This window comes from Propionibacterium acidifaciens DSM 21887, from assembly GCF_000426605.1.
In the GTDB taxonomy this organism is placed as follows: Bacteria; Actinomycetota; Actinomycetes; order Propionibacteriales; family Propionibacteriaceae; genus Propionibacterium; species Propionibacterium acidifaciens.
In genome coordinates, this window is sequence record NZ_AUFR01000043.1 from 1 (window position 1) to 17,794 (window position 17,794).

General features: G+C 72.4%; 17 protein-coding genes and 1 rRNA gene. 4 read left to right on the forward strand and 14 right to left on the reverse strand.

Going from position 1 to position 17,794, the window contains the following annotated elements; genetic code table 11:
* Positions 1 to 545 precede the first annotated feature (545 nt).
* Positions 546 to 1,073, forward strand: a complete 528-nt coding sequence (locus K336_RS17950) for a transposase (RefSeq protein ID WP_233418762.1) — start codon at positions 546 to 548, stop codon at positions 1,071 to 1,073.
* A 210-nt stretch (positions 1,074 to 1,283) separates the two neighbouring features.
* Here K336_RS17950 and K336_RS0111325 read toward each other — a convergent pair whose 3' ends face one another.
* The 7 genes from K336_RS0111325 to K336_RS0111355 all read right to left on the reverse strand — a co-directional run bounded on the left by K336_RS0111325 (position 1,284) and on the right by K336_RS0111355 (position 8,466).
* Complete coding sequence (locus tag K336_RS0111325; protein ID WP_377173071.1) at positions 1,284 to 2,228, reverse strand: tyrosine recombinase; 945 nt, start codon at positions 2,226 to 2,228, stop codon at positions 1,284 to 1,286.
* Positions 2,221 to 2,883: an NUDIX domain-containing protein gene (locus K336_RS0111330; protein ID WP_028707085.1), complete on the reverse strand. Its 663-nt coding sequence runs from the start codon at positions 2,881 to 2,883 to the stop codon at positions 2,221 to 2,223. Before K336_RS0111330 ends, K336_RS0111325 begins: the two co-directional genes overlap by 8 nt.
* Entirely contained in the window at positions 2,880 to 4,640 is a 1,761-nt protein-coding gene (locus K336_RS0111335) for a CTP synthase (RefSeq protein ID WP_021797647.1), read from the reverse strand. The genes K336_RS0111330 and K336_RS0111335 overlap by 4 nt, the downstream gene beginning before the upstream one ends.
* A gap of 212 nt (positions 4,641 to 4,852) precedes the next feature.
* On the reverse strand, positions 4,853 to 6,538 hold the full coding sequence (gene recN / locus K336_RS0111340) for a DNA repair protein RecN (protein ID WP_021797646.1): 1,686 nt from the start codon (positions 6,536 to 6,538) through the stop codon (positions 4,853 to 4,855).
* 1 nt (position 6,539) lies between these two features.
* A complete protein-coding gene (locus tag K336_RS0111345; protein WP_028707086.1) occupies positions 6,540 to 7,454 on the reverse strand; it encodes an NAD kinase in 915 nt (304 codons plus the stop codon).
* Positions 7,455 to 7,492: 38 nt separating this feature from the next.
* Complete coding sequence (locus tag K336_RS0111350) at positions 7,493 to 8,233, reverse strand: TlyA family RNA methyltransferase (RefSeq protein WP_021797650.1); 741 nt, start codon at positions 8,231 to 8,233, stop codon at positions 7,493 to 7,495.
* Entirely contained in the window at positions 8,230 to 8,466 is a 237-nt protein-coding gene (locus K336_RS0111355; protein ID WP_021797645.1) for a hypothetical protein, read from the reverse strand. Before K336_RS0111355 ends, K336_RS0111350 begins: the two co-directional genes overlap by 4 nt.
* Positions 8,467 to 9,359: 893 nt before the next feature.
* Between K336_RS0111355 and K336_RS18715 the strand changes: the two genes are divergently transcribed.
* From K336_RS18715 to K336_RS0111375, 3 genes are read left to right on the forward strand one after another with little or no spacing between them, the layout of a single operon-like run.
* Entirely contained in the window at positions 9,360 to 10,112 is a 753-nt protein-coding gene (locus tag K336_RS18715) for a hypothetical protein (RefSeq protein WP_155945085.1), read from the forward strand.
* A 29-nt stretch (positions 10,113 to 10,141) separates the two neighbouring features.
* Positions 10,142 to 10,906, forward strand: coding sequence for a VWA domain-containing protein (locus tag K336_RS17185; protein ID WP_028707088.1), 765 nt, complete (start codon positions 10,142 to 10,144; stop codon positions 10,904 to 10,906).
* 15 nt (positions 10,907 to 10,921) lie between these two features.
* Entirely contained in the window at positions 10,922 to 11,611 is a 690-nt protein-coding gene (locus K336_RS0111375; protein WP_155945086.1) for a hypothetical protein, read from the forward strand.
* Positions 11,612 to 11,741: 130 nt separating this feature from the next.
* On the opposite strand, the gene K336_RS18720 is transcribed toward K336_RS0111375, so the two are convergent.
* The 7 genes from K336_RS18720 to rrf form a co-directional block, all read right to left on the reverse strand.
* A complete protein-coding gene (locus K336_RS18720) occupies positions 11,742 to 11,891 on the reverse strand; it encodes a hypothetical protein (protein WP_155945087.1) in 150 nt (49 codons plus the stop codon).
* Positions 11,892 to 11,939: 48 nt separating this feature from the next.
* On the reverse strand, positions 11,940 to 12,557 hold the full coding sequence (locus K336_RS0111385; protein WP_021797655.1) for a CbiQ family ECF transporter T component: 618 nt from the start codon (positions 12,555 to 12,557) through the stop codon (positions 11,940 to 11,942).
* Positions 12,554 to 13,288, reverse strand: a complete 735-nt coding sequence (locus K336_RS0111390) for an energy-coupling factor ABC transporter ATP-binding protein (protein WP_021797653.1) — start codon at positions 13,286 to 13,288, stop codon at positions 12,554 to 12,556. The genes K336_RS0111385 and K336_RS0111390 overlap by 4 nt, the downstream gene beginning before the upstream one ends.
* 7 nt (positions 13,289 to 13,295) lie before the next feature.
* The gene (locus K336_RS0111395; RefSeq protein WP_021797657.1) at positions 13,296 to 13,907 is read right to left on the reverse strand and encodes a biotin transporter BioY; all 612 of its coding nucleotides are present in this window, start codon (positions 13,905 to 13,907) and stop codon (positions 13,296 to 13,298) included.
* A 233-nt stretch (positions 13,908 to 14,140) separates the two neighbouring features.
* A complete protein-coding gene (locus K336_RS0111400) occupies positions 14,141 to 15,154 on the reverse strand; it encodes an HAD-IIA family hydrolase (RefSeq protein ID WP_028707090.1) in 1,014 nt (337 codons plus the stop codon).
* Positions 15,151 to 16,284, reverse strand: coding sequence for a tetratricopeptide repeat protein (locus K336_RS17955; protein ID WP_155945088.1), 1,134 nt, complete (start codon positions 16,282 to 16,284; stop codon positions 15,151 to 15,153). The genes K336_RS0111400 and K336_RS17955 overlap by 4 nt, the downstream gene beginning before the upstream one ends.
* 1,266 nt (positions 16,285 to 17,550) lie before the next feature.
* Positions 17,551 to 17,667: ribosomal RNA gene (gene rrf / locus K336_RS0111410) — 5S ribosomal RNA — on the reverse strand.
* Between the last annotated feature and the right edge of the window lie 127 nt (positions 17,668 to 17,794).

Genomic DNA, 17,794 nt, shown 5'->3' on the forward strand with positions numbered 1-17,794 from the left:
TGAGGCATGCAGGTTGAGGTCACCTCGGAAGAAACCGCCGTCCTGATCAGATGGAAGAAGCGTTCCGACAATCATGTGCTGGTTCGGATGAAAGCAGAAGCGATCCTGTACGCCTCTGAAGGAGTCGGAATCGGCATCATCGCGAAGATGGTTGAGCGGGCCGAGAGGACAGTGCAGGAATGGCCGGCCGACTGGCAGGCCACCAGGATGTGCTCGGTCCTGACCGGCCATGCCGGGAACCAGAACGCGGCGAAACTCACCCGCGACCAGAAACAAGAACTCAAGAAAATCCTCGCCCGGCCGCCCTCCCGGACGGGCACCCACGCCGAGTTCTGGGACGTCCCGGCGATACGTGAGGTCGTGAAGATCATGTTCGATGTCGAGTACCAGGCGGATTCTTCGTACCGGCTGCTCCTGCGCTTCTGCGGGCTGAGCCTCGAACTGCCCGACCCATTCGACAAGCACCGCAACGAGAAAGCCATCACCAGACGCATGACCGAAGTGAAAACCCAAGTCAAAAGCTTGTCGGACCAGGGCTGGGAGGTCTGCACGGCGGACGAGGCCCGCCCCGAGCACGAGGCCGAGACCCGCCGCATGCAGACCCCGAAAGGACAACGCACCAAACTGTCCGTGGACCGGCAGAAGACGTCCCAGTCCTTCTTCGGCGCCCTCCCCCGACCAGCAGAACAGTCACGCCGTACCCGACCGAGCAGAACCAGAACACCGAGCAGACGACCCTCGCACCGGACCCGCTCCAACAAGAAACCGGCACCGGCAAGACCGCGGTCGTCCCGGACAACGCCCGCCCCCACCACGCGAAAGCGTTGACCGGCCTCCACGAGCCCGGCCGGCTGCTGGAGCGCATCATGCCGATTCATCTGCCGCCGTACGCGCCCGACCACAACCCGGTCGAGCACGTCTGGAACGCGGCCAAGAACAACATCGCGAACATCCAGCGCGAGACCCCCGAAGAAACCTTCGGCGCGTTCGCCTCATACATCACCGGCCGCGCCTTCGACTACGACTTCGAACACCTCCCACTCCGCGAAACCAGAAACGATTTTGTTTCATGACGGCCAAAGCACGTAATTGTCCGTGCGTTTCTTCCACCTGATCAGAACAGCGGTTTCCTCCGGGGTGACCCCGACCTGCATGCCTCAATCATATCCGAAACGACACGAGAAATCCATGAAAAATACGATTTCGTTTCATGCCAGTCATATCTGTCAATACCGTGGAATAATCTCGCTTTGTGGATGAATAAAATTCTCTTCGCGTCGCCCTCAGCCGCGCGCCCGCGGGTGCGCGCTCGCATACACCTCCCGCAGGTGGCCGACGGTGACCTCGGTGTAGATCTGGGTCGTCGTCACGGAGGCGTGGCCGAGCAGCTCCTGGACGACGCGCACGTCGGCGCCTCCCTCGAGCAGGTGGGTGGCGAAGGAGTGGCGCAGGCTGTGCGGGCCGATCCGCTCGGTGATGCCGGCCGCCCGCGCGCGGCGCTGGAGAATCTCCCAGGCGCTCTGGCGGCTGAGCCTGGCCCCGCGGGTGTTGAGGAGCAGCGCCGGCGTCGCCCCGGCGGCCCGGGCCGCGAACACGGGGCGCCCGCGCACGAGCCAGGCCTCGACGGCCCGCCGGGCGTAGCCACCGAGCGGGACGAGGCGCTCCTTGTTGCCCTTGCCGATGACGCGCAGCCCGGCGTCGGGATCGTCCAGGACGCGGGTGAGGTCGTCGACGTCCCAGGCGAGCGCCTCGCTGATACGCGCGCCGGTGCCGTACAGCAGCTCCAGCAGCGCCCCGTCGCGCAGCCCGACGGGGGTCTCGCGCTCGACGGAGTCGATGAGGGTCGACACCTGGTCGACGGTGAGGGTGCGCGGCAGCCTCCGGCCGGGCCTGGGCGGACGGAGGGAGGCCGCTGCGTCGTCGGGGGCGAGGCCCTCGGCGGCGGCGAAGGCGTGCAGGCTGCGCACGGCCACGACGGCGCGGGCCACGCTCGCGGGGGCCAGCGGCCCGTGCTCCTCGTCACCGGCGGCCAGGGTCTGCTCGTAGTCGGCCAGCACGGCCCGGTCCACCCGGGCCGGGTCCGTGATGCCGCGGGCGCGCAGATGGCCGGTGTAGCGCTCCAAGTCGCGATGGTAGGCGGCGAGGGTGTTGGCCGACAGTCCGCGCTCCACGCTCAGGTGGTCGAGGTAGCCCTCGACCCAGTCCCGCAGGGCATCCGGCTCAGCCAAGCCCATCGAGCTCCGCGTCGCGGGCGAGCTGGTTGGCGCGGGCCGGCCACGGCGCATCGGCGGGGCGCAGCGAGTCGAGCCGGTCCTGCGCGATGGCCAGGGCCAGTGCGAGGGTCCCGGAGACCATCGATGGGTTGTGGAGGCGGCCCGCGTAGACGTCCTCGACGAGCTCGTCGAGGGGCCGCCAGCTGACGCCCATGTCGACCTCCTCGTCCTCGGCGACGAAGCCGTCGGGGTGCGGGGCCCGGTGGAGGCCGCGCGCCAGGTAGACGCGGACGGCCTCCTGGAGGCCGCCGGGCGAGGTGAACGGGTCGACGAGCACACGCCAGTCGTCGGCCGCGAGCATGGCCTCCTCGGCCAGCTCGCGCCGGGCGGCGGCGAGCGGGTCCTCGCCGGCGACGTCGAGCAGGCCGGCGGGCGGCTCGACGAGCCGGGCGGCCACCGGGTGGCGGTACTGGTCCACGACGGCGACCCGGCCGCGCTCGTCGAGGGCCATGATGGCGACGGCCCCCGGATGGGTGACCCACTGGCGCCGCATCGTGCCGCCGTCGGGCAGGCGCACCTCGTCCTCGACGAAGGAGCAGACCTTCCCGACGGCCTCCACCTCGTGGTGCACGATCGGCCAGTGCTCGACGGTGTCGACGGGCCCGCTCACTGCTGCTCACCAGCGCTGCGGCGGGTGCCGGCGCGGCGGGTCGTCGTCCGCGCCTTGGTGGCGCGGGAGCGGCGGGTGCCGGTCTTCTTGCTGGCGGATCCGGTGCGCACCGGCCGGTGGGTGGCCTTGTGGCGCTCGATGGCCGCCTCGACGAGGCCGCGGAACAGCGGGTTCGCCCGGGTCGGGCGGGAGGTGAACTCGGGGTGCGCCTGGGTGGCCACGAAGAACGGGTGCTGGTCGGCGGGCAGCTCGAGGAACTCGACGAGGTTGCGGTCCGGGGACAGCCCGGAGAAGATGATGCCCGCCTCCTCGAGCCGCTCGCGGTAGGCGTTGTTCACCTCGTAGCGGTGCCGGTGGCGCTCGGAGACCCTCGTCCGGCCGTACAGGCCGGCGACGATCGAGCCGCGCCGGAGCTCGGCCGGATAGGCGCCGAGACGCATCGAGCCGCCCATGTCGCCCTCGCCGGAGACGATGGACTTCTGCTCGGCCATCGTGGCGATGACGGGGTCAGGACTGTCGGGCTCGAACTCGCTGGAGGCGGCGTCGGCGATGCCGGCCACGTCGCGGGCCACCTCGATGACCATGCACTGCAGGCCCAGGCACAGGCCGAGGATCGGGATCCGGTTCTCGCGGGCGTACCGGATGGCGCCGAGCTTGCCCTCGACGCCGCGGATGCCGAAGCCGCCGGGCACGACGACGCCGTCGGCGTCGCCGAGCTGGTCGGCCGCGCCCTCGTCGGTCTCGCAGCCGTCGGAGGCGACCCAGCGGATGCGCACGCGCGCCCAGTTGGCGAAGCCGCCGGCGCGGATGGCCTCGACGACCGACAGATAGGCGTCGGGCAGGTCGATGTACTTGCCGACCAGGGCGATGGTGATCTCCTCATGGGGCCGGTTGACACGCGCGAGCAGGTCGTCCCAGGAGGTCCAGTCGACGTCGTGGAAGGGCAGGTTGAGCATGCGCACGACGTAGGCGTCGAGGCCCTCGTGGTGGAGCACCTTGGGGATGGCGTAGATGCTCGGGGCATCGGGGCAGGCCACGACGCCCTCGGCGTCGACGTCGCAGCTGAAGGCGATCTTGCGCTTGATGGCCTCGGGCAGGTCCATCGACGAGCGGCACACGAGGGCGTCGGGCTGGATGCCGACGCTGCGCAGCGCCGCGACGGAGTGCTGGGTCGGCTTGGTCTTCAGCTCGTGGCTGGGGCCGATGTAGGGCACGAGCGAGACGTGGATGTAGAAGGTGTTGTCGCGGCCGATGTCGTGGCGGACCTGACGGGCCGCCTCCAGGAAGGGCTGCGACTCGATGTCGCCGACGGTGCCGCCGATCTCGTGGATGACGATGTCGTCGCCCGGCTGGGCCACGCCGAGCATGCGCTGCTTGATCTCGTCGGTGATGTGCGGGATGACCTGCACGCACTCGCCCAGGTAGTCGCCGCGGCGCTCCTTGGCGATGACCGTCGAGTAGACCTGACCGGTCGTCACATTGGCGCGGGCCGACAGGGAGCGGTCGAGGAAGCGCTCGTAGTGACCGATGTCGAGGTCGGTCTCGGCGCCGTCGTCGGTGACGAAGACCTCGCCGTGCTGGAACGGGTTCATCGTCCCGGGGTCGACGTTGAGATACGGGTCGAGCTTCTGCATCGTCACGGACAGCCCGCGCGCGACGAGGAGGCTGCCGAGGCTCGATGCCGTCAGGCCCTTGCCGAGGGAGGAGGCAACGCCTCCGGTGACGAAGATGTGCTTTGTCTGCTTGGCGTTCCCCACGGGCCTTCAGCATAGAGGACGAGCGGCCCCGCACGCGAGCGGCCGCGGCGTCCGGGCCAGGATCAGCAGGATCAGACCGCGGGCGGCTGATCCAGCCGGCCCCTGATGAATGCAGCCCTGGGACGTCAACCGCGCACCATCCACGGACAGGACGCCATGACCGCGACACGGGGAACGCCCCGGCCGCGAGCCCCACGACCCGACCGGCCCACTCACCCCTCCGCCGCCCGGGCCAGGAGCTCGCGGGCGTGCCGCAGCGCCACCTCCGACGCCGTCCCGGCCATGAGCCGGGCGATCTCGGCCTCGCGCTCGGCGCCCTCGACGCGGCGCACGTCGGAGCTGGTGACCCGCCCGTCCGTCGACTTGGTCACCACGAGGTGGGAGTCGGCGAAGGCCGCCACCTGCGCGAGATGGGTGACGACGATGACCTGCGCATGGGCGGCGAGGCGCTTGAGGCGCCGCCCGACCTCGAGGGCCACCTGGCCGCCGATGCCCGCATCGACCTCGTCGAAGACGAAGGTGTGCCCCTCCTCGCCGCCGGCCAGGACGACCTCGAGGGCCAGACGCACGCGGGAGAGCTCACCGCCGGACGCGACCCGGGAGAGCGGCGCGGGGCTCTGGCCCGGGTTGGCGCTGAACAGCAGGCGCACCTGGTCGGCGCCGTACGGGCCCGGTTCGGGCAGCGGCTCGAGCTCGAGGAGCAGGCGCGCGTTCGGCATGGCGAGGGCGGCGAGCTCGGCGCCGGCGTCCCGCATGAGGCGCTCGGCGGCCGCCGCCCGCAGCGCGTGGATGCGCCCGGCCCGCTCGGCCAGGGCCGCGTCGAGCTCGGCGCGGCGGGCGCGCAGCTGCTCGATCCGCTCGTCGTCCCCGGACAGGTCGCGCAGGCGCTCGGCGGCGTCTCGGGCCCAGGCGAGCACCCCGTCGACGTCGGCGCCGTACTTGCGGGTGAGTCCGGCCAGGGCCGCGCGACGGCCGGTGACGGTCTCCAGCAGGGCGGGGTCTGCGTCGAGGTCCGCCAGGTAGCCGGCCAGGTCGACGGCGGCGTCCTGCACGAGGGCCGCCAGCTGGTCGAGCTGAGCCGCCAGGGGCCCCGCCTGGGCGTCAGTGTCGGCCATGCGGTGCACCTGCGTGCGCGCCCGCCCGATGAGGCCCAGCGCGCCGGGGTCGTCGTCATCGCCGTCATCGGCGCCCGACAGGGCGTGCCCGGCGCTCGCGGCGAGCATCCGCAGGTCGTCGAGCCCTTGGAGACGCTCGGCCTGGACGGCGAGCCGGGCGTCCTCACCGGGCTGCGGGTCGACCGCCGCGATCTCCTCGAGGCCGAGGGCGAGCATGTCGTGCTCCTGGGCGCGCTCGCGGGCGTGCCGGGTGCGTTCGTCGAGCTCGGCGACGACCCGCCGGCGCTCCTCGAAGTCGACGCGGTAGCGGGCGAGGGCCCGGGCCAGCTCGGGCCCGCCCGCGGCGTCGAGCACCTCGCGCTGGCGCTCGGGGGTGCCCAGACGGATCTGCTCCGACTGGCCGTGGATGGTGGCGAGCTCGCCGGTGATCGGGCCCAGGACTCCGAGCGGCACGGGCACTCCGCCGAGCCAGGCGCGGGAGCCTCCGGTCGAGCGGACCCGGCGGGTGACGATGAGCTCGCCGTCGTCGGTCTCGGCGCCGAGCTCGTCGAGACGTCCGGCGACCGGGCCGAGGCCGGTGAAGACGCCCTCGACCTGCGCGCGGTCGGCGCCGCGACGGACGGCGCCGGCGTCAGCGCGGCCGCCGAGCAGGAGGCCGAGGCCGGTGACGATCATCGTCTTGCCCGCCCCGGTCTCGCCCGTGACGGCGGTGAGGCCGGCGGCGGGCTCGATCTCTGCGGAGCCGATGACGCCCAGCGAGGAGAGGCGCAGGCCGGTGAGCACGTCAGAACCTCGGATTGCGCCTTGGGGCGCGCCAGCCCTCGACGTCGAGCCCGAACTTCTTGACGAGCCGGGTGGTGAAGGGCTGCTCGGACAGGCGGGCGATCTGCAGGTCCTGAGGGTAGCGCTCGATGACGATCGAGCAGCCGGAGCGCAGGTCGGCGCTGCGCCGCCCGTCGCACCACACGACGGCGTCGGGCCCCAGATCGCCGCCCATGAGCTGGAGCTCCACCTGGGAGCTGGGGGCGACGACGCAGGCCTGCGCGAAGAGGGCGTGGGCGGCGATCGGGACGACCTCGAAGGCCTCGGTGTTCGGCCAGATGACGGGCCCGCCGGCACTGAATCCGTAGGCGGTGGAGCCGGACGCGGACGCGACGAGCACGCCGTCGCACGCCCAGCGCGAGAGCGGCCGCCCGTCGATGGAGACCATGAGGTCGGCCATCCTGCGGCGCGAGGCCTTCTCGGTGCTCACCTCGTTGACCGCGAAGGAGTTCCACAGGGTCGTGCCGTCGGTGTCGAAGACGTGCGCGCCGAGCGTGAGGCGCCGCTCGATCGTGTAGTCGCGCGCCGCGACCTTCTCGATGAGCTCGCGGATCTCGGAGGCCTCCAGTTCCGCGAGGAAGCCGACGTGGCCCAGGTTGACGCCGAGCAGCGGGATACCGCGCGGCAGCGCCCACTCGGAGGCGCGCAGCATGGAGCCGTCGCCGCCGAAGACGACGATGAGCTCGACCCGGGAGCCGACGGCAAGCGGGCTGATGTAGGCGTCGGGCAGCTGCTCCCGCACCTGATCGACGTGGTTCGCCTCGACCACGCACTCGATGGTGTGGCGCCGCATGCCGTCGATGAAACGGACGGCGGCGGTGACCGCCTCCGGACGGGTCGGATGGACGACGACGGCGACGCGACGGGTTTCTTCCACGGCGGCAAGCCTAGCGGCCGCCGCCGTGCCGGGCCTGCTCAGGCCCGGCGCAGTCCGATGAAGAACTCGACGTTGCCCGCCGGCCCGGGCAGCCGGCTCGGGGCCCGCCAGAAGCACTCCCAGCCCAGCCGGGCGGCCTCGTCGAGCACCCGGTCCACGGCCCCGGCCCGCTCCGTCTCATCGGTCACCACTCCCCCGGCGCCCAGCCGCTGCCGCCCCACCTCGAACTGGGGTTTGACGAGGAGCAGCGCCGTGGCTCCGGGAGCGAGGACGCCGAGGACGGGCGCCATGACGAGGCGGAGCGAGATGAACGAGACGTCGCCGACGGCCAGGTCGACGGGCGCCCCGTCCACGTGGTCGAGGCCGAGCCCGCGCAGGTTGACCCCCTCCAGGTTCCGCACGCGCGGGTCGGCGCGCAGCGGCGGGGCCAGCTGTCCGTGGCCGACGTCGACGGCGTAGACCCGCCGGGCGCCGCGCGACAGGAGCACCTGGGTGAATCCCCCGGTGGAGGCCCCGGCGTCGAGGACCCTGGCGGGCACCGTCACGCCGGACTCGTCGAGCGCGCCGAGGAGCTTGTGAGCGGCGCGCGAGACCCACGGGTCGGTCTCGACGAGGAGCGCGTCGTCGGGCCCGACCGGTGTCGACGCCCTCGTGACGACGTCGCCGGCGACGCGCACCCGTCCCGATCTGATGAGTTCGAGCGCATGGGAGCGTGAACGCGCCAGCCCCCTGGCGGGCAGTTCGAGGTCGAGCCGGCGGCGCCCGGGACCCGGGGTCACGGGCGGCGGCCGGGATCGGGGGACTCGGCGCGGGTTCCGTCGAGGATCTCGGCGAGGCCCTGCTGGGCCGCGGTGAGGCGTTCGAGCCGTTCCCCGACGGGCAGGGCGTCGACGCCGGCCAGCTCGGCGAGCACCCCGTCGACGAGGCGGTTCCCGGTGACCGGGGGCTCTCCGGCCCGCGGCCCGGGCACGGCCTCGGGCTCGGCGGGGTCGTCCTGCGGGGATGCGCTCATGGCGCCGAGCCTAGGCCACCGGCGGGGCGGGGTCCAAGAGGCGGCCGCTCAGGCGAGGAGTTCTGCGAGCAGCGCTCGGCCTGCTCCAGGCGCCGCGGCGGCCGCTCAGGCGAGCCCGCGGGCGCGGACGAAGGCCTCCGCCCGGTCGAGCCGTTCCGCGCCGAAGACCTGGAGCAGTTCGGCGATCTCGGGGCTGACCGGACGGATGAGCTCGGCGGCGCGCAAGTAGTCCGGGGCTGCGGCCGTCGCACGGAAGAGCTTCCTGCACCTGGCTCGCGGTCGTCCTCGGCAGGCTCCTGATGAGCGTCGCGACGGGGATCTCGGAGACCCCGTCGGCCTCGCGGCCGATGGCGTCCGCGGCGGTGAGCAGCCCCGTCCTCACCTCGTCCGCGAGCGAGACCATCCGGGTCAGGCGGGCCGCGGCGACGGGGTTCGCGATCTTGATGCGGCGGGCGTTGATGAGCTGGGAGAGCATGGGCGCCGAAATGCCGAGCAGGCGGGCCAGCTCGGACTGGTTCAGCCCCAGCGCCTGCCCGCACCGCTTGAACACATCGGACAGCGGGGCCCGTAGAGAGCGGTCTGCTGCATGCGGACTTCCTCGGGAGCGACCATGCGAGCCACTCGACGCCGATTTGCAGCAAGTCTCGACATCGGGCGGTGCCCCTCCCAGGATCAGGACGACCGCCACGAGGATGCACAGCGCACCGCCCCCGACCACCAGCGGGGAGGCCACGCGCCCGCGGTTCCGCCCCGCGCCTGAGGCGCCGTGGACCGGAGCGGCCGGGACGGCCTGGGCCGACGCACCGCGACCGGGCGCGGCGGGACCGCCCTGGACCGGCGCGGCGAGAGCATGGGCCACGACGGGGACGGGCGAGGCGTGCCCGGGCGGGGCCATGGCGCCGATCTCCCATCCGGGGGCTGCGGACCACGGGCCGGGCGAGGGGCTGGTCTGCGCGAGGACCGGCCGGGGGCTGACCCCGGTCACGACGCCGTCGGCGGCCCGGACCGGCACGTGGCGCTCCTCGGCGCCGCTCCTGCCCGCGGGCAGGAGCCCGTCCGACCCCCAGCAGGGGTCCGATCTGGTCGAAGACCTCGACGGGCTCGTCGACGGCGGGCGCCGGCACGACGGCGGCGAGCTCCTGCCAGGCCTGGGCCGCGCTGGCGGTGCGCCGGGGGACGTCGGCCAGAAGATGCGCCATGAAGGTCCCCAGCGGGGTGCCCGCGAACCGGTCCGGGACAAGGGCCGGGCCGTCCTGGCCCGGGCGGGCCCCGTGAGCAGCTCGATGAGGACGACGCCCACCGCGTACAGGTCCTGGGCGGGTTCGGGGTCCGCCCCGTACCTGGCCCCGGGGGACACGTGGTCGGGCGTGCCGATCACCTGGGTCACCCGCGCGAGCCGGGGCTCCGCTTCTTGGCAGCCGGGCTCCAGGGACAAGAAGACGGGTCGCCCGCGCGAGCCGGGGCTCCGCGATGGGTGCCGCCGTGCCGGAGTCCGAGAGGACGATGTCCGGCGCGCAGCCCGGGCGCAGCAGGATGTCGGCGGGCTTCCGTCGCGGTGGACGAGCCCTGCCGAGTGGATAACGTGGAGGGCCTCGAGCAGTTGGCCGATGGCCGGCAGCACCCAGGCCTGCGGCAACGAGCCGTAGTCGCGCAGCAGCCCCGACGCGGAGCCGCCGTGCACGAGCGGCATGGCGAAGATGATGCGGTCGTCCTCGACGCCTCGGGCTCGATGGCCTCCGAGGACGGCACTGGAACGCCCACGATCGACGCCGCCCGCAAGTCACTCACCTCGCTCGTCAACTCGCTGCCCACCGACGCGAAGGTCGGCATGCGCGTGCTCGGCGCCACCGTGAACACCGACCCGATGCCCGCCGAGGCCTGCGACGACACCCAGCGGACCGTCGACATCGCCTCCGGCAACCGGGCCCAGCTCATCTCGGCCATCGGCAAGTACTCCCCCAACGGCTGGACGCCGATCCCCAAGGCGCTCGAGCAGGCCGGCACCGACCGGGGCGGCAGCGGCAAGCGCTCCAACGTGCTCGTCTCCGACGGCGAGTCGACCTGCGGCGATCCCTGCCCCACGGCCGAGTCGCTGGCCTTCACCGGCGTCGACCTCACGATCGACGTCGTGGGCCTGTCAGTCGACGAGACGACGCGCCAGCAGCTCCAGTGCGTGGCCGACAAGGGCAAGTACTACGGGACACCGGGACCTGACCAAGGCGCTGCAGCAGGCCGTCCAGGACCGCGACGTGCGCCCCTTCGACTACGACGGGGCCGAGGTCACCGGCACCGCCAATGCGGGCAGCGCCCCCACGGTGGGCTCCGGCTGGCTACTGGAAGGACACGATCCCCGCCACCGGCAACGAGTCCGACACCCTCACCCGCTACTACGTCGTCAAGCGCAGCGCCAAGCAGACCGACATCGCCGCCACGGCGCTGATCCCCAGCACCTCCCATGAGCAGGAGACCGAATCGGGCAAGAATCGTCAAGGCCGAGCTCCTGGTGGGAAACGACTCCCGCGCCAGCTCGAGCTGGGACGGCATCAGCGGCTCCTCCTACGATCCCTACCTCACCGCCGGTGCCATGTCGATCAGGGACGACTACCAGACCGACTGCCGCGACGCCGACCAGATGATCCTCAAGGTCGACCTGAGCGACCTCGACCTCACCACGAACCGCTCGCTCCAGCTCAAGGTCGGCGAGTGGCCGCGGGTGGCCGACGCCGACGCCCAGGGGGCCGCCGCCGAGAACGCCGACGAGGGCGACTTCCAGGACACGACGAGCAAGTTCGGCGGCGCCACAACCCAGATCCAGGGCGGCAGCTCCCCGGCCTCCGGCCCCCGGCTCGAGACGAACAAGCTCTACCAGAGCACGATCGTGCCCGGCGAGATGCAGACCTTCACCGTGCCGGCCCGCTGGGGCCAGTCCATCGCGAGCAGCATCAACGTCATGCCCGTCACGAACGACCAGGCGGGCAAGCTCAATCGCAAGACCGACAGCCTTCCCCGCATCGCCACGAGCCTCATCGGGGCGGACGGCGAACCGCACAGCGTGACCAGCCGCGCCGTGGACAAGACGGGCTCCGACACGGAGACCCCATGGTCACCGATCCCATCGTCCACGCCCCGGGGAGCAGTGCGCTGACCGACCAGGCCGGCGACCACACGGTGACCGTCGCGATGTCCGACGACGAGGCCCTCGCCGGCTCGGAGTTCGGCTACCGGCTCTACGTGCAGGCCGTCGGCGACATCCTGCCGCCGCCGAACTACCGGACCTACGAGGAGTCCCTCACGGCCACCCCGTCGCCCTCCGACAGCAGGACGACCGCAACCGCCGGCCCGACCGCGAAGGGCCCCTCCTCCGCCACGTCGGTGAAGCACATCCTGCTCGTCGTCGGCGGCAGCCTCGGCATCTGGTTCACCACGCGCCGACGCCGTTGCCGCGCACGGGCGCGCCGCGGGGCCTGGTCGACTCAGTCGTTGTCGGCCAGGCCCCGCGCCTGGAGGGCCTCGCCCATCTCGAGGGCACGGCCGACGGCGCCGACGATCACGGGCGCGACGAAGCGCCAACCGGCCCGCTCGATCCCGCGGGCCCGGGCGGCGTCGCGCACCTGGCGCACGCTCAGCAGCAGACCCGGGATCGAGTTCCACATGATGTTGATCGTCAGCGCGAACCTCTCCGGACTGGCCCCGAGCGGTTTGAAGGGCCTGGCGAGCGAGGCGATGGCGTCCATGAGCACCGAGGCGGGCGTCGTGCAGGTGAGCACGCGGGCCAGCCACAGGCACGAGAGCGTGCCGCAGACGAAGACGACGCCGTTGCGCCAGCTCAGGAAGAAGGAGTCGTAGACGAGGATGAGCGCGCTCATGACGAGCACGCCGAGCATCGGGTCGAGCTCGCGCGGGCTGCGCCGGGCGCCCACGACGAGCACGAGCGCCGAGAGCACGAGCGTCGCCGCCGAGACGGGCCAGCGCCCGGCGAAGAAGGGCACCACGCCCAGCACGACGAGCAGCAGGTACTTCACCACCACCGGGGCCCGGTGCATCAGCGAGTCACCGGCCCGGTAGGCGCCCAGGTAGTTCTCGAGCCTCATCGACGCCCGCCCGCGGGTTCATCCGCTCGCACGGCCATCTGCTCGCGGTACCGGGCGATGATCTCCTGGGGGGAGCCGTCTCCCATGACGCGCCCGGCATCGACGAGGAGGACCCGGTCCATGCGGGCGGCCAGCTCCAGGTCGTGCGTGGAGCACACGAGCTGCTGGTCGAGCCCGTCGAAGGCGCGGCCGAGGATGATCCTGTTCCTCAGGTCGAGCAGGGTCGTGGGCTCGTCGGCGATGACGATCGAGGGCCCCACCGCCAGCACCGCGGCCAGCGCGACGAGCTGGCGCTCACCACCCGAGAGGGTGTGCACGGAACGATTGGCGACATGCTCGAGGCCGTGCGAGGCCAGCACCTCCAGGGCCCGGCGCTGGCGCTCGACCCGGTTCCTGATGCTCGCGCGCAGGCTGAGCTCGATCTCCTCCAGCGGGGTCGCCATGACGAGCTGGGCGGCAGGATCGGTGAAGACATGGCCCACTCTCCGGCGCACGGCCCTGCCCTCACGGGCGGGGTCGAGCCCCTCGACGAGCACCTGCCCGCTGGTCGCCCTGATCAGGCCGTTGACGAGCTTGAGGAGTGTCGACTTGCCGGAGCCGTTGGCGCCGATGACGGCGATGCGCCGCTGCGGCAGGCTGAGCGTGACGTCGCGCAGGATCCGCGTCGTCACCGCGCGTCCGTCGAGGTCGTAACCGTCGACCTCCACACCCGCCTGCCGGTACTCGATCATCGACGGTTCACGCCTTCCTGGCGGGCATGAGCCGCGGGAAGGCCGACAGCACCGCCACCGCGAGCAGAGCGGCGATGACGACCTTGAGGAGGTCCAGCGGGAAGAAGGGGGCCGTGGTCAGCAGGGCCGCGCCGAGACCCATGTGCAGATTGGGCGCCACCATGAACCATGCGACGCCGAACAGATGGGTGATGACGACGCAGACGACACCTGCCACGGTCAGCCAGACGGCGAGCAGGCCCTTGCGGGGGCGCCTGCGCAGCAGCGCGGTGCGGAGGGCCCCCGCGACGAGGACGGCGACGACCCAGCCGATCACATAGCCCCCGCTGGCGCTCACGAAGATGCTCGGGCCCGAGCGGCCGCCGCTGAAGACCGGCAGACCGGCCACCCCGACGAGCAGGTACAGGAGCACCGAGCAGACCGAGCGCCAGGCGCCGAGCACCAAGGGCGCGAGGACGATGATGATCATGTGGAAGGCGAAGGGAACCGCCCCCACCGTGAAAACGGCCGGAATGAGGGCGAAGACCGCGATGAGGGCGGCGAAGACCGCGATGAGGGCCAGGTCGGAGGCGGTGAGGCCGCTCCGTGACGCGGTGTTCTTCTCATCCTCGGTGATCATCGGCGAGCTCCTGTGTGTCGTTCCGGGCGCCCCACTGCGGTGGCGCACACCCATCGTACAGACACTCCTGAACAGTGTTCAACCAGCTCGTGCCGTGGGCACCCGCTCCGCGCCGGCGCCCGGACGGCACCGCCCCGGACGAGCACGCGTCACCGCACCGCCCCGCGCCCCCTCGACGCGGCGGAGGAGCCCGCTGCGAGCCGCACCCCCGACAGAGGCGGGCGGGGCCGGGCTCAGTGCAGTAGGTCGAGCGCGCGGGCGAGCTCCTCGGTGTCGACCACGACGCCCTCGTCGGCTGCGCGCCAGGCCAGCTGCAGTGCCGCCCACAACGCATCGAGCTGGCCCCGCCGGTCGGTCCCGACGCCGTCGACCCACAGCTTGCCGTCGACGACGGTGGCGACCGCCGAGCCGCATCTCGCCGAGTCCTCGACAACCTCGGCGCTGCGGACCGGTTCCAGCAGCGCACGGATGTCGTACCCGATGCGGGTGGGCCGCCAGGGGGCGTCGGCGGCGAGCAGATCGCGCACGCCGTGGGCCCCCGTGAAGACGAAGAGCGAGTCCATGTCGACGTTGTGGGCGCCCTCGATGTCGGTGTCGAGGCGGTCCCCCACGAAGATCGGGCGCTCGGCGGACAGCCGGCGGACGGTCTCCCGCAGCAGCGGCGGGTACGGCTTCCCCGCCATCTCGGGCTCGGCACCGGGACCCAGGCAGACCCGCAGGGTGGCGATCTGAGTGCCGACACCGGGCTCCAGGCCGAGGTCGGTGGGACGGGTCATGTCGGGGTTCGTGGCGAACCAGCGGGCACCGGCCTGCACTGCGTGCGCAGCGTCCGTGACGCGCGGCCAGGTCATCTCGGGGTCATAGCCCTGGATCACGGCGGCTGGCTCGTCGCGGCTGCACCACACGGGGGTCAGACCGGCGGCCTCGATCTCGGCGGCGAGCGCGCTGGTGCCGCTGATGAGGACCCGGGAACCCGCGGGCAGGGTCTCGGCGAGCATCCTGGCCGACGCCTGGGCGCTCGTGACAACATCGGCGACATCGCAACGGACGCCGATCCGCGTGAGGTGCTCGGCGACCGTTCGCGGGGTGCGGGCGGCGTTGTTCGTGACGAAACCGACCCTGACGCCCTCGGCGCGCAGACCGTCGACCCCCTCGGGGGCTCCCTCGACGGCCCGTGGACCGAGGTAGATCACACCGTCCAGGTCGAACAGCGCAGCGTCGTACCGGGCGCACAGCTTCTCGCTCACCGATTCTCCTCGGTCTCACCATCATCGGCCACCGCTTCGGACGCCGCCTCGTCGCTCGGACCGGCTCCGGCGTCGTCCCGCCCGGACGGATCGGCCGCACCGTCCCCGCCGGCAACGGCGACCTCCACGACCTCGCCCGCGCAGGGCCGGTCCTCCTCGTCTGGGCGCGGCGCCCCGGCGCCGTCCTCGTCGGTCGGGCCGGTTCCCCCGAGGCCGGCTCCGGCGTCGTCCCGCCCGGACGGATCGGCAGCGCCGCCCCCGCCGGCAACGGCGACGTCCGGACCGTCGACGACGGGTCCACCAAGGGCCGTCGCATCGACGGGGATCACCGCACCGACCGGTCGGGAGCCGTCGGGTTCGTCGCCCTCGCGGGGGTCGGGGGCCTCCTCGGAAGGCCGTTCGGAATCGCCCGCACCCGTCGTGCGCCCGTCCTCGGGTCGGACGTCCTCGGGCTCCTGCTCCTCGACGTAGAGATCCTCGTCGGTCTCGTCGATCGGGGGCCGGAAGGCATCGGGCACCTCTGCGCCCAGGGCCTCCAGACGGTCGGCGACGTCGAGGGCGTGCTCCCCGTCGAGCCTGCCGGCGGCCGTGAACCATGTGACGGCATGGTGGACGTCACCGCGCTGGGCGAGGATGTCCGCATAGGCGTAGCGCAGGCGGGCCTGCGACGAGGGCCTGCCGAGCTTGGCCTCGATGGCCCTGCGAAGCACGCGCAGGGCCTCCTCGTCCTGACCCACGTCGTGCCGGAGGCCGGCCTCGACGAGGACCAGTTCGACGTGCTGCGCCGCCCCCAGCGGGGCCGCATGGCCCTGACGAATGGTCCGCAACGCCTGGTCGTGGCGGCCCATGGCGCGCTCGCAGTCGGCGATGACGGGCAGGTACTCGTCGCTGCCGGTCATGCGGGCCACGGCCCGGTACTCGGTGAGCGCTGTGGCGTAGTCCTCCGCCGCGTAGGCGGCCTCCGCGGACGCCTCACGGATCACGGGCAGACGGGCCGCGCGCCGACGGGCGGCCCGGGCATGCCGGTTCGCCAGCGCGGGATCCTCGTCGATCAGTTCGCCCGCGGCGATGAGGTGGGCCATGACCTCGCGGGCCAAGTCGAGAGGAAGACCGCGGAGTTCGGCGCGCACCGCCCGCGGCAGCAGCCGTTCGTCGAAGTCGAGATCGACCTCGGGCTCGTCGTCGGGACGCTCTAGACCGGGGGGTGCGACGCGTTCGTCACGGCGGACGCGATCGTCGTCACGACGCCGGTCTCCGCGGTCGTCCTGCCAGGACCGGCGCCCCGGGCGATCGGCGCGCCCGGACCGGGACCCGTCACGACCACCCCGACGGTCGCCGCCGCGCCCGGCGGAGTACCCGCGGGAACCTCCACGGCCCTCGCCTGAGCGGCCCCAGCGGTCGTCGCGCTCGGAGCCGGCGGTCCGCCACCGGTCATCCCGGCCGTGACCGGTGCGCCGCTCGTCGCGCCAGTCGCGTGCGCCTCGGCCCCCTCGGTCATCATGACGGCCGGCCCCGGTACGGCCCTCACGACGGCCCCCATCGCGTCGGGACTCGTATCGATCCTCACCGCGACCGCGGCCGCCGTCACGGCGGGCCCGGTCCCCGCGATCGTCCCAGCGACCGCACCCCTGACCTCGCCGATCGTCCCGGGCTCCGCGCTCCGCGCTCCGCCGGTCGTCGCCCCAGCGACGATCACGGGAGCTCCCCGAGCCCCTGACGGGATCGGGACGCCGTCCACGACCGGCCCAGGGCCCGCCGTCACGGCGATCCTGCCCCTCCCGGCGGTCACCGGTGTACCGGGAGCCCCAGCCCCCGTCGCCGCGGGGCGAGTCGTCCCGCCGGGAGCCCCGGCCGCCGCGGTACACGCGGCGCTCCTGACCGCCACGACTCCGACCGCGGTCGCCCCGCGGGGCGGAACCGTCACGGTCGCCCCAGGAGCCGAAGCCACGCTCGCGGGCGGGACCGCCACCACCGGAACGACGACGACCGGAGGAGCCGCCTTGGGAACCGCCCCATCCGTCACCGCGGTCACGATGAGGCCCCCGAGCGTTCGAATGATCCGATGACCTGTTCATGTTTCCGTCCTGCCCGGCTACGAAGCGACCCTATTGACGAGTGAGATGAAGAGCACAGGTGAACGAGCGGATCGGCGCCGTCCGGCCTGTGGGTTTGGTTGGTGGTTGGTGGTGTTGTCGTGTTCGGGTGGCTGGTGCGGGGTCTGGTCGGGTGGTGTTGTCTGTGGTTCGATCGGGGGTGGGGGTCCTGCCGGTCGGCTGCCCGGTTGTCTGGTGGTCCCGGTTGTCTGGTGTGCTGGTGTGGTTGTTGAATGGTTATCCCCCGCAGGGTTTCGGAGCCCCTTGTCGGGGGTTCCGTGTGCCTGCGGGGGATGGTGCGTGGTCCGGCGGTCTCCTACTCTCCCACACGCTCCCGCGTGCAGTACCATCGGCGCTGGAAGGCTTAACTTCCGGGTTCGGTATGGGACCGGGTGTTTCCCTTCCGCCATGGCCACCGGCACGGTCTCTGACACCGGACGGCGGAGCCCCCTGGCCGGGGTTTCCTGTCCGTGTGTCCAGAACAACACAGTGGACGCGAGCACCAGCAGTCACGGGCCCACCCCCTCTTCGTGGGGCGGGGTGCGTG

Excerpts from the sequence above, each read along its gene's own strand:
- K336_RS0111355 (WP_021797645.1), bottom strand. The coding sequence starts at position 8,466 with ATGAGCGCATCCCCGCAGGACGACCCCGCCGAGCCCGAGGCCGTGCCC.
- K336_RS18715 (WP_155945085.1), top strand. The coding sequence starts at position 9,360 with ATGGCGCCGATCTCCCATCCGGGGGCTGCGGACCACGGGCCGGGCGAG.
- K336_RS0111375 (WP_155945086.1), top strand. The coding sequence starts at position 10,922 with ATGAGCAGGAGACCGAATCGGGCAAGAATCGTCAAGGCCGAGCTCCTG.
- K336_RS0111385 (WP_021797655.1), bottom strand. The coding sequence starts at position 12,557 with ATGAGGCTCGAGAACTACCTGGGCGCCTACCGGGCCGGTGACTCGCTG.
- K336_RS0111390 (WP_021797653.1), bottom strand. The coding sequence starts at position 13,288 with ATGATCGAGTACCGGCAGGCGGGTGTGGAGGTCGACGGTTACGACCTC.
- K336_RS0111395 (WP_021797657.1), bottom strand. The coding sequence starts at position 13,907 with ATGATCACCGAGGATGAGAAGAACACCGCGTCACGGAGCGGCCTCACC.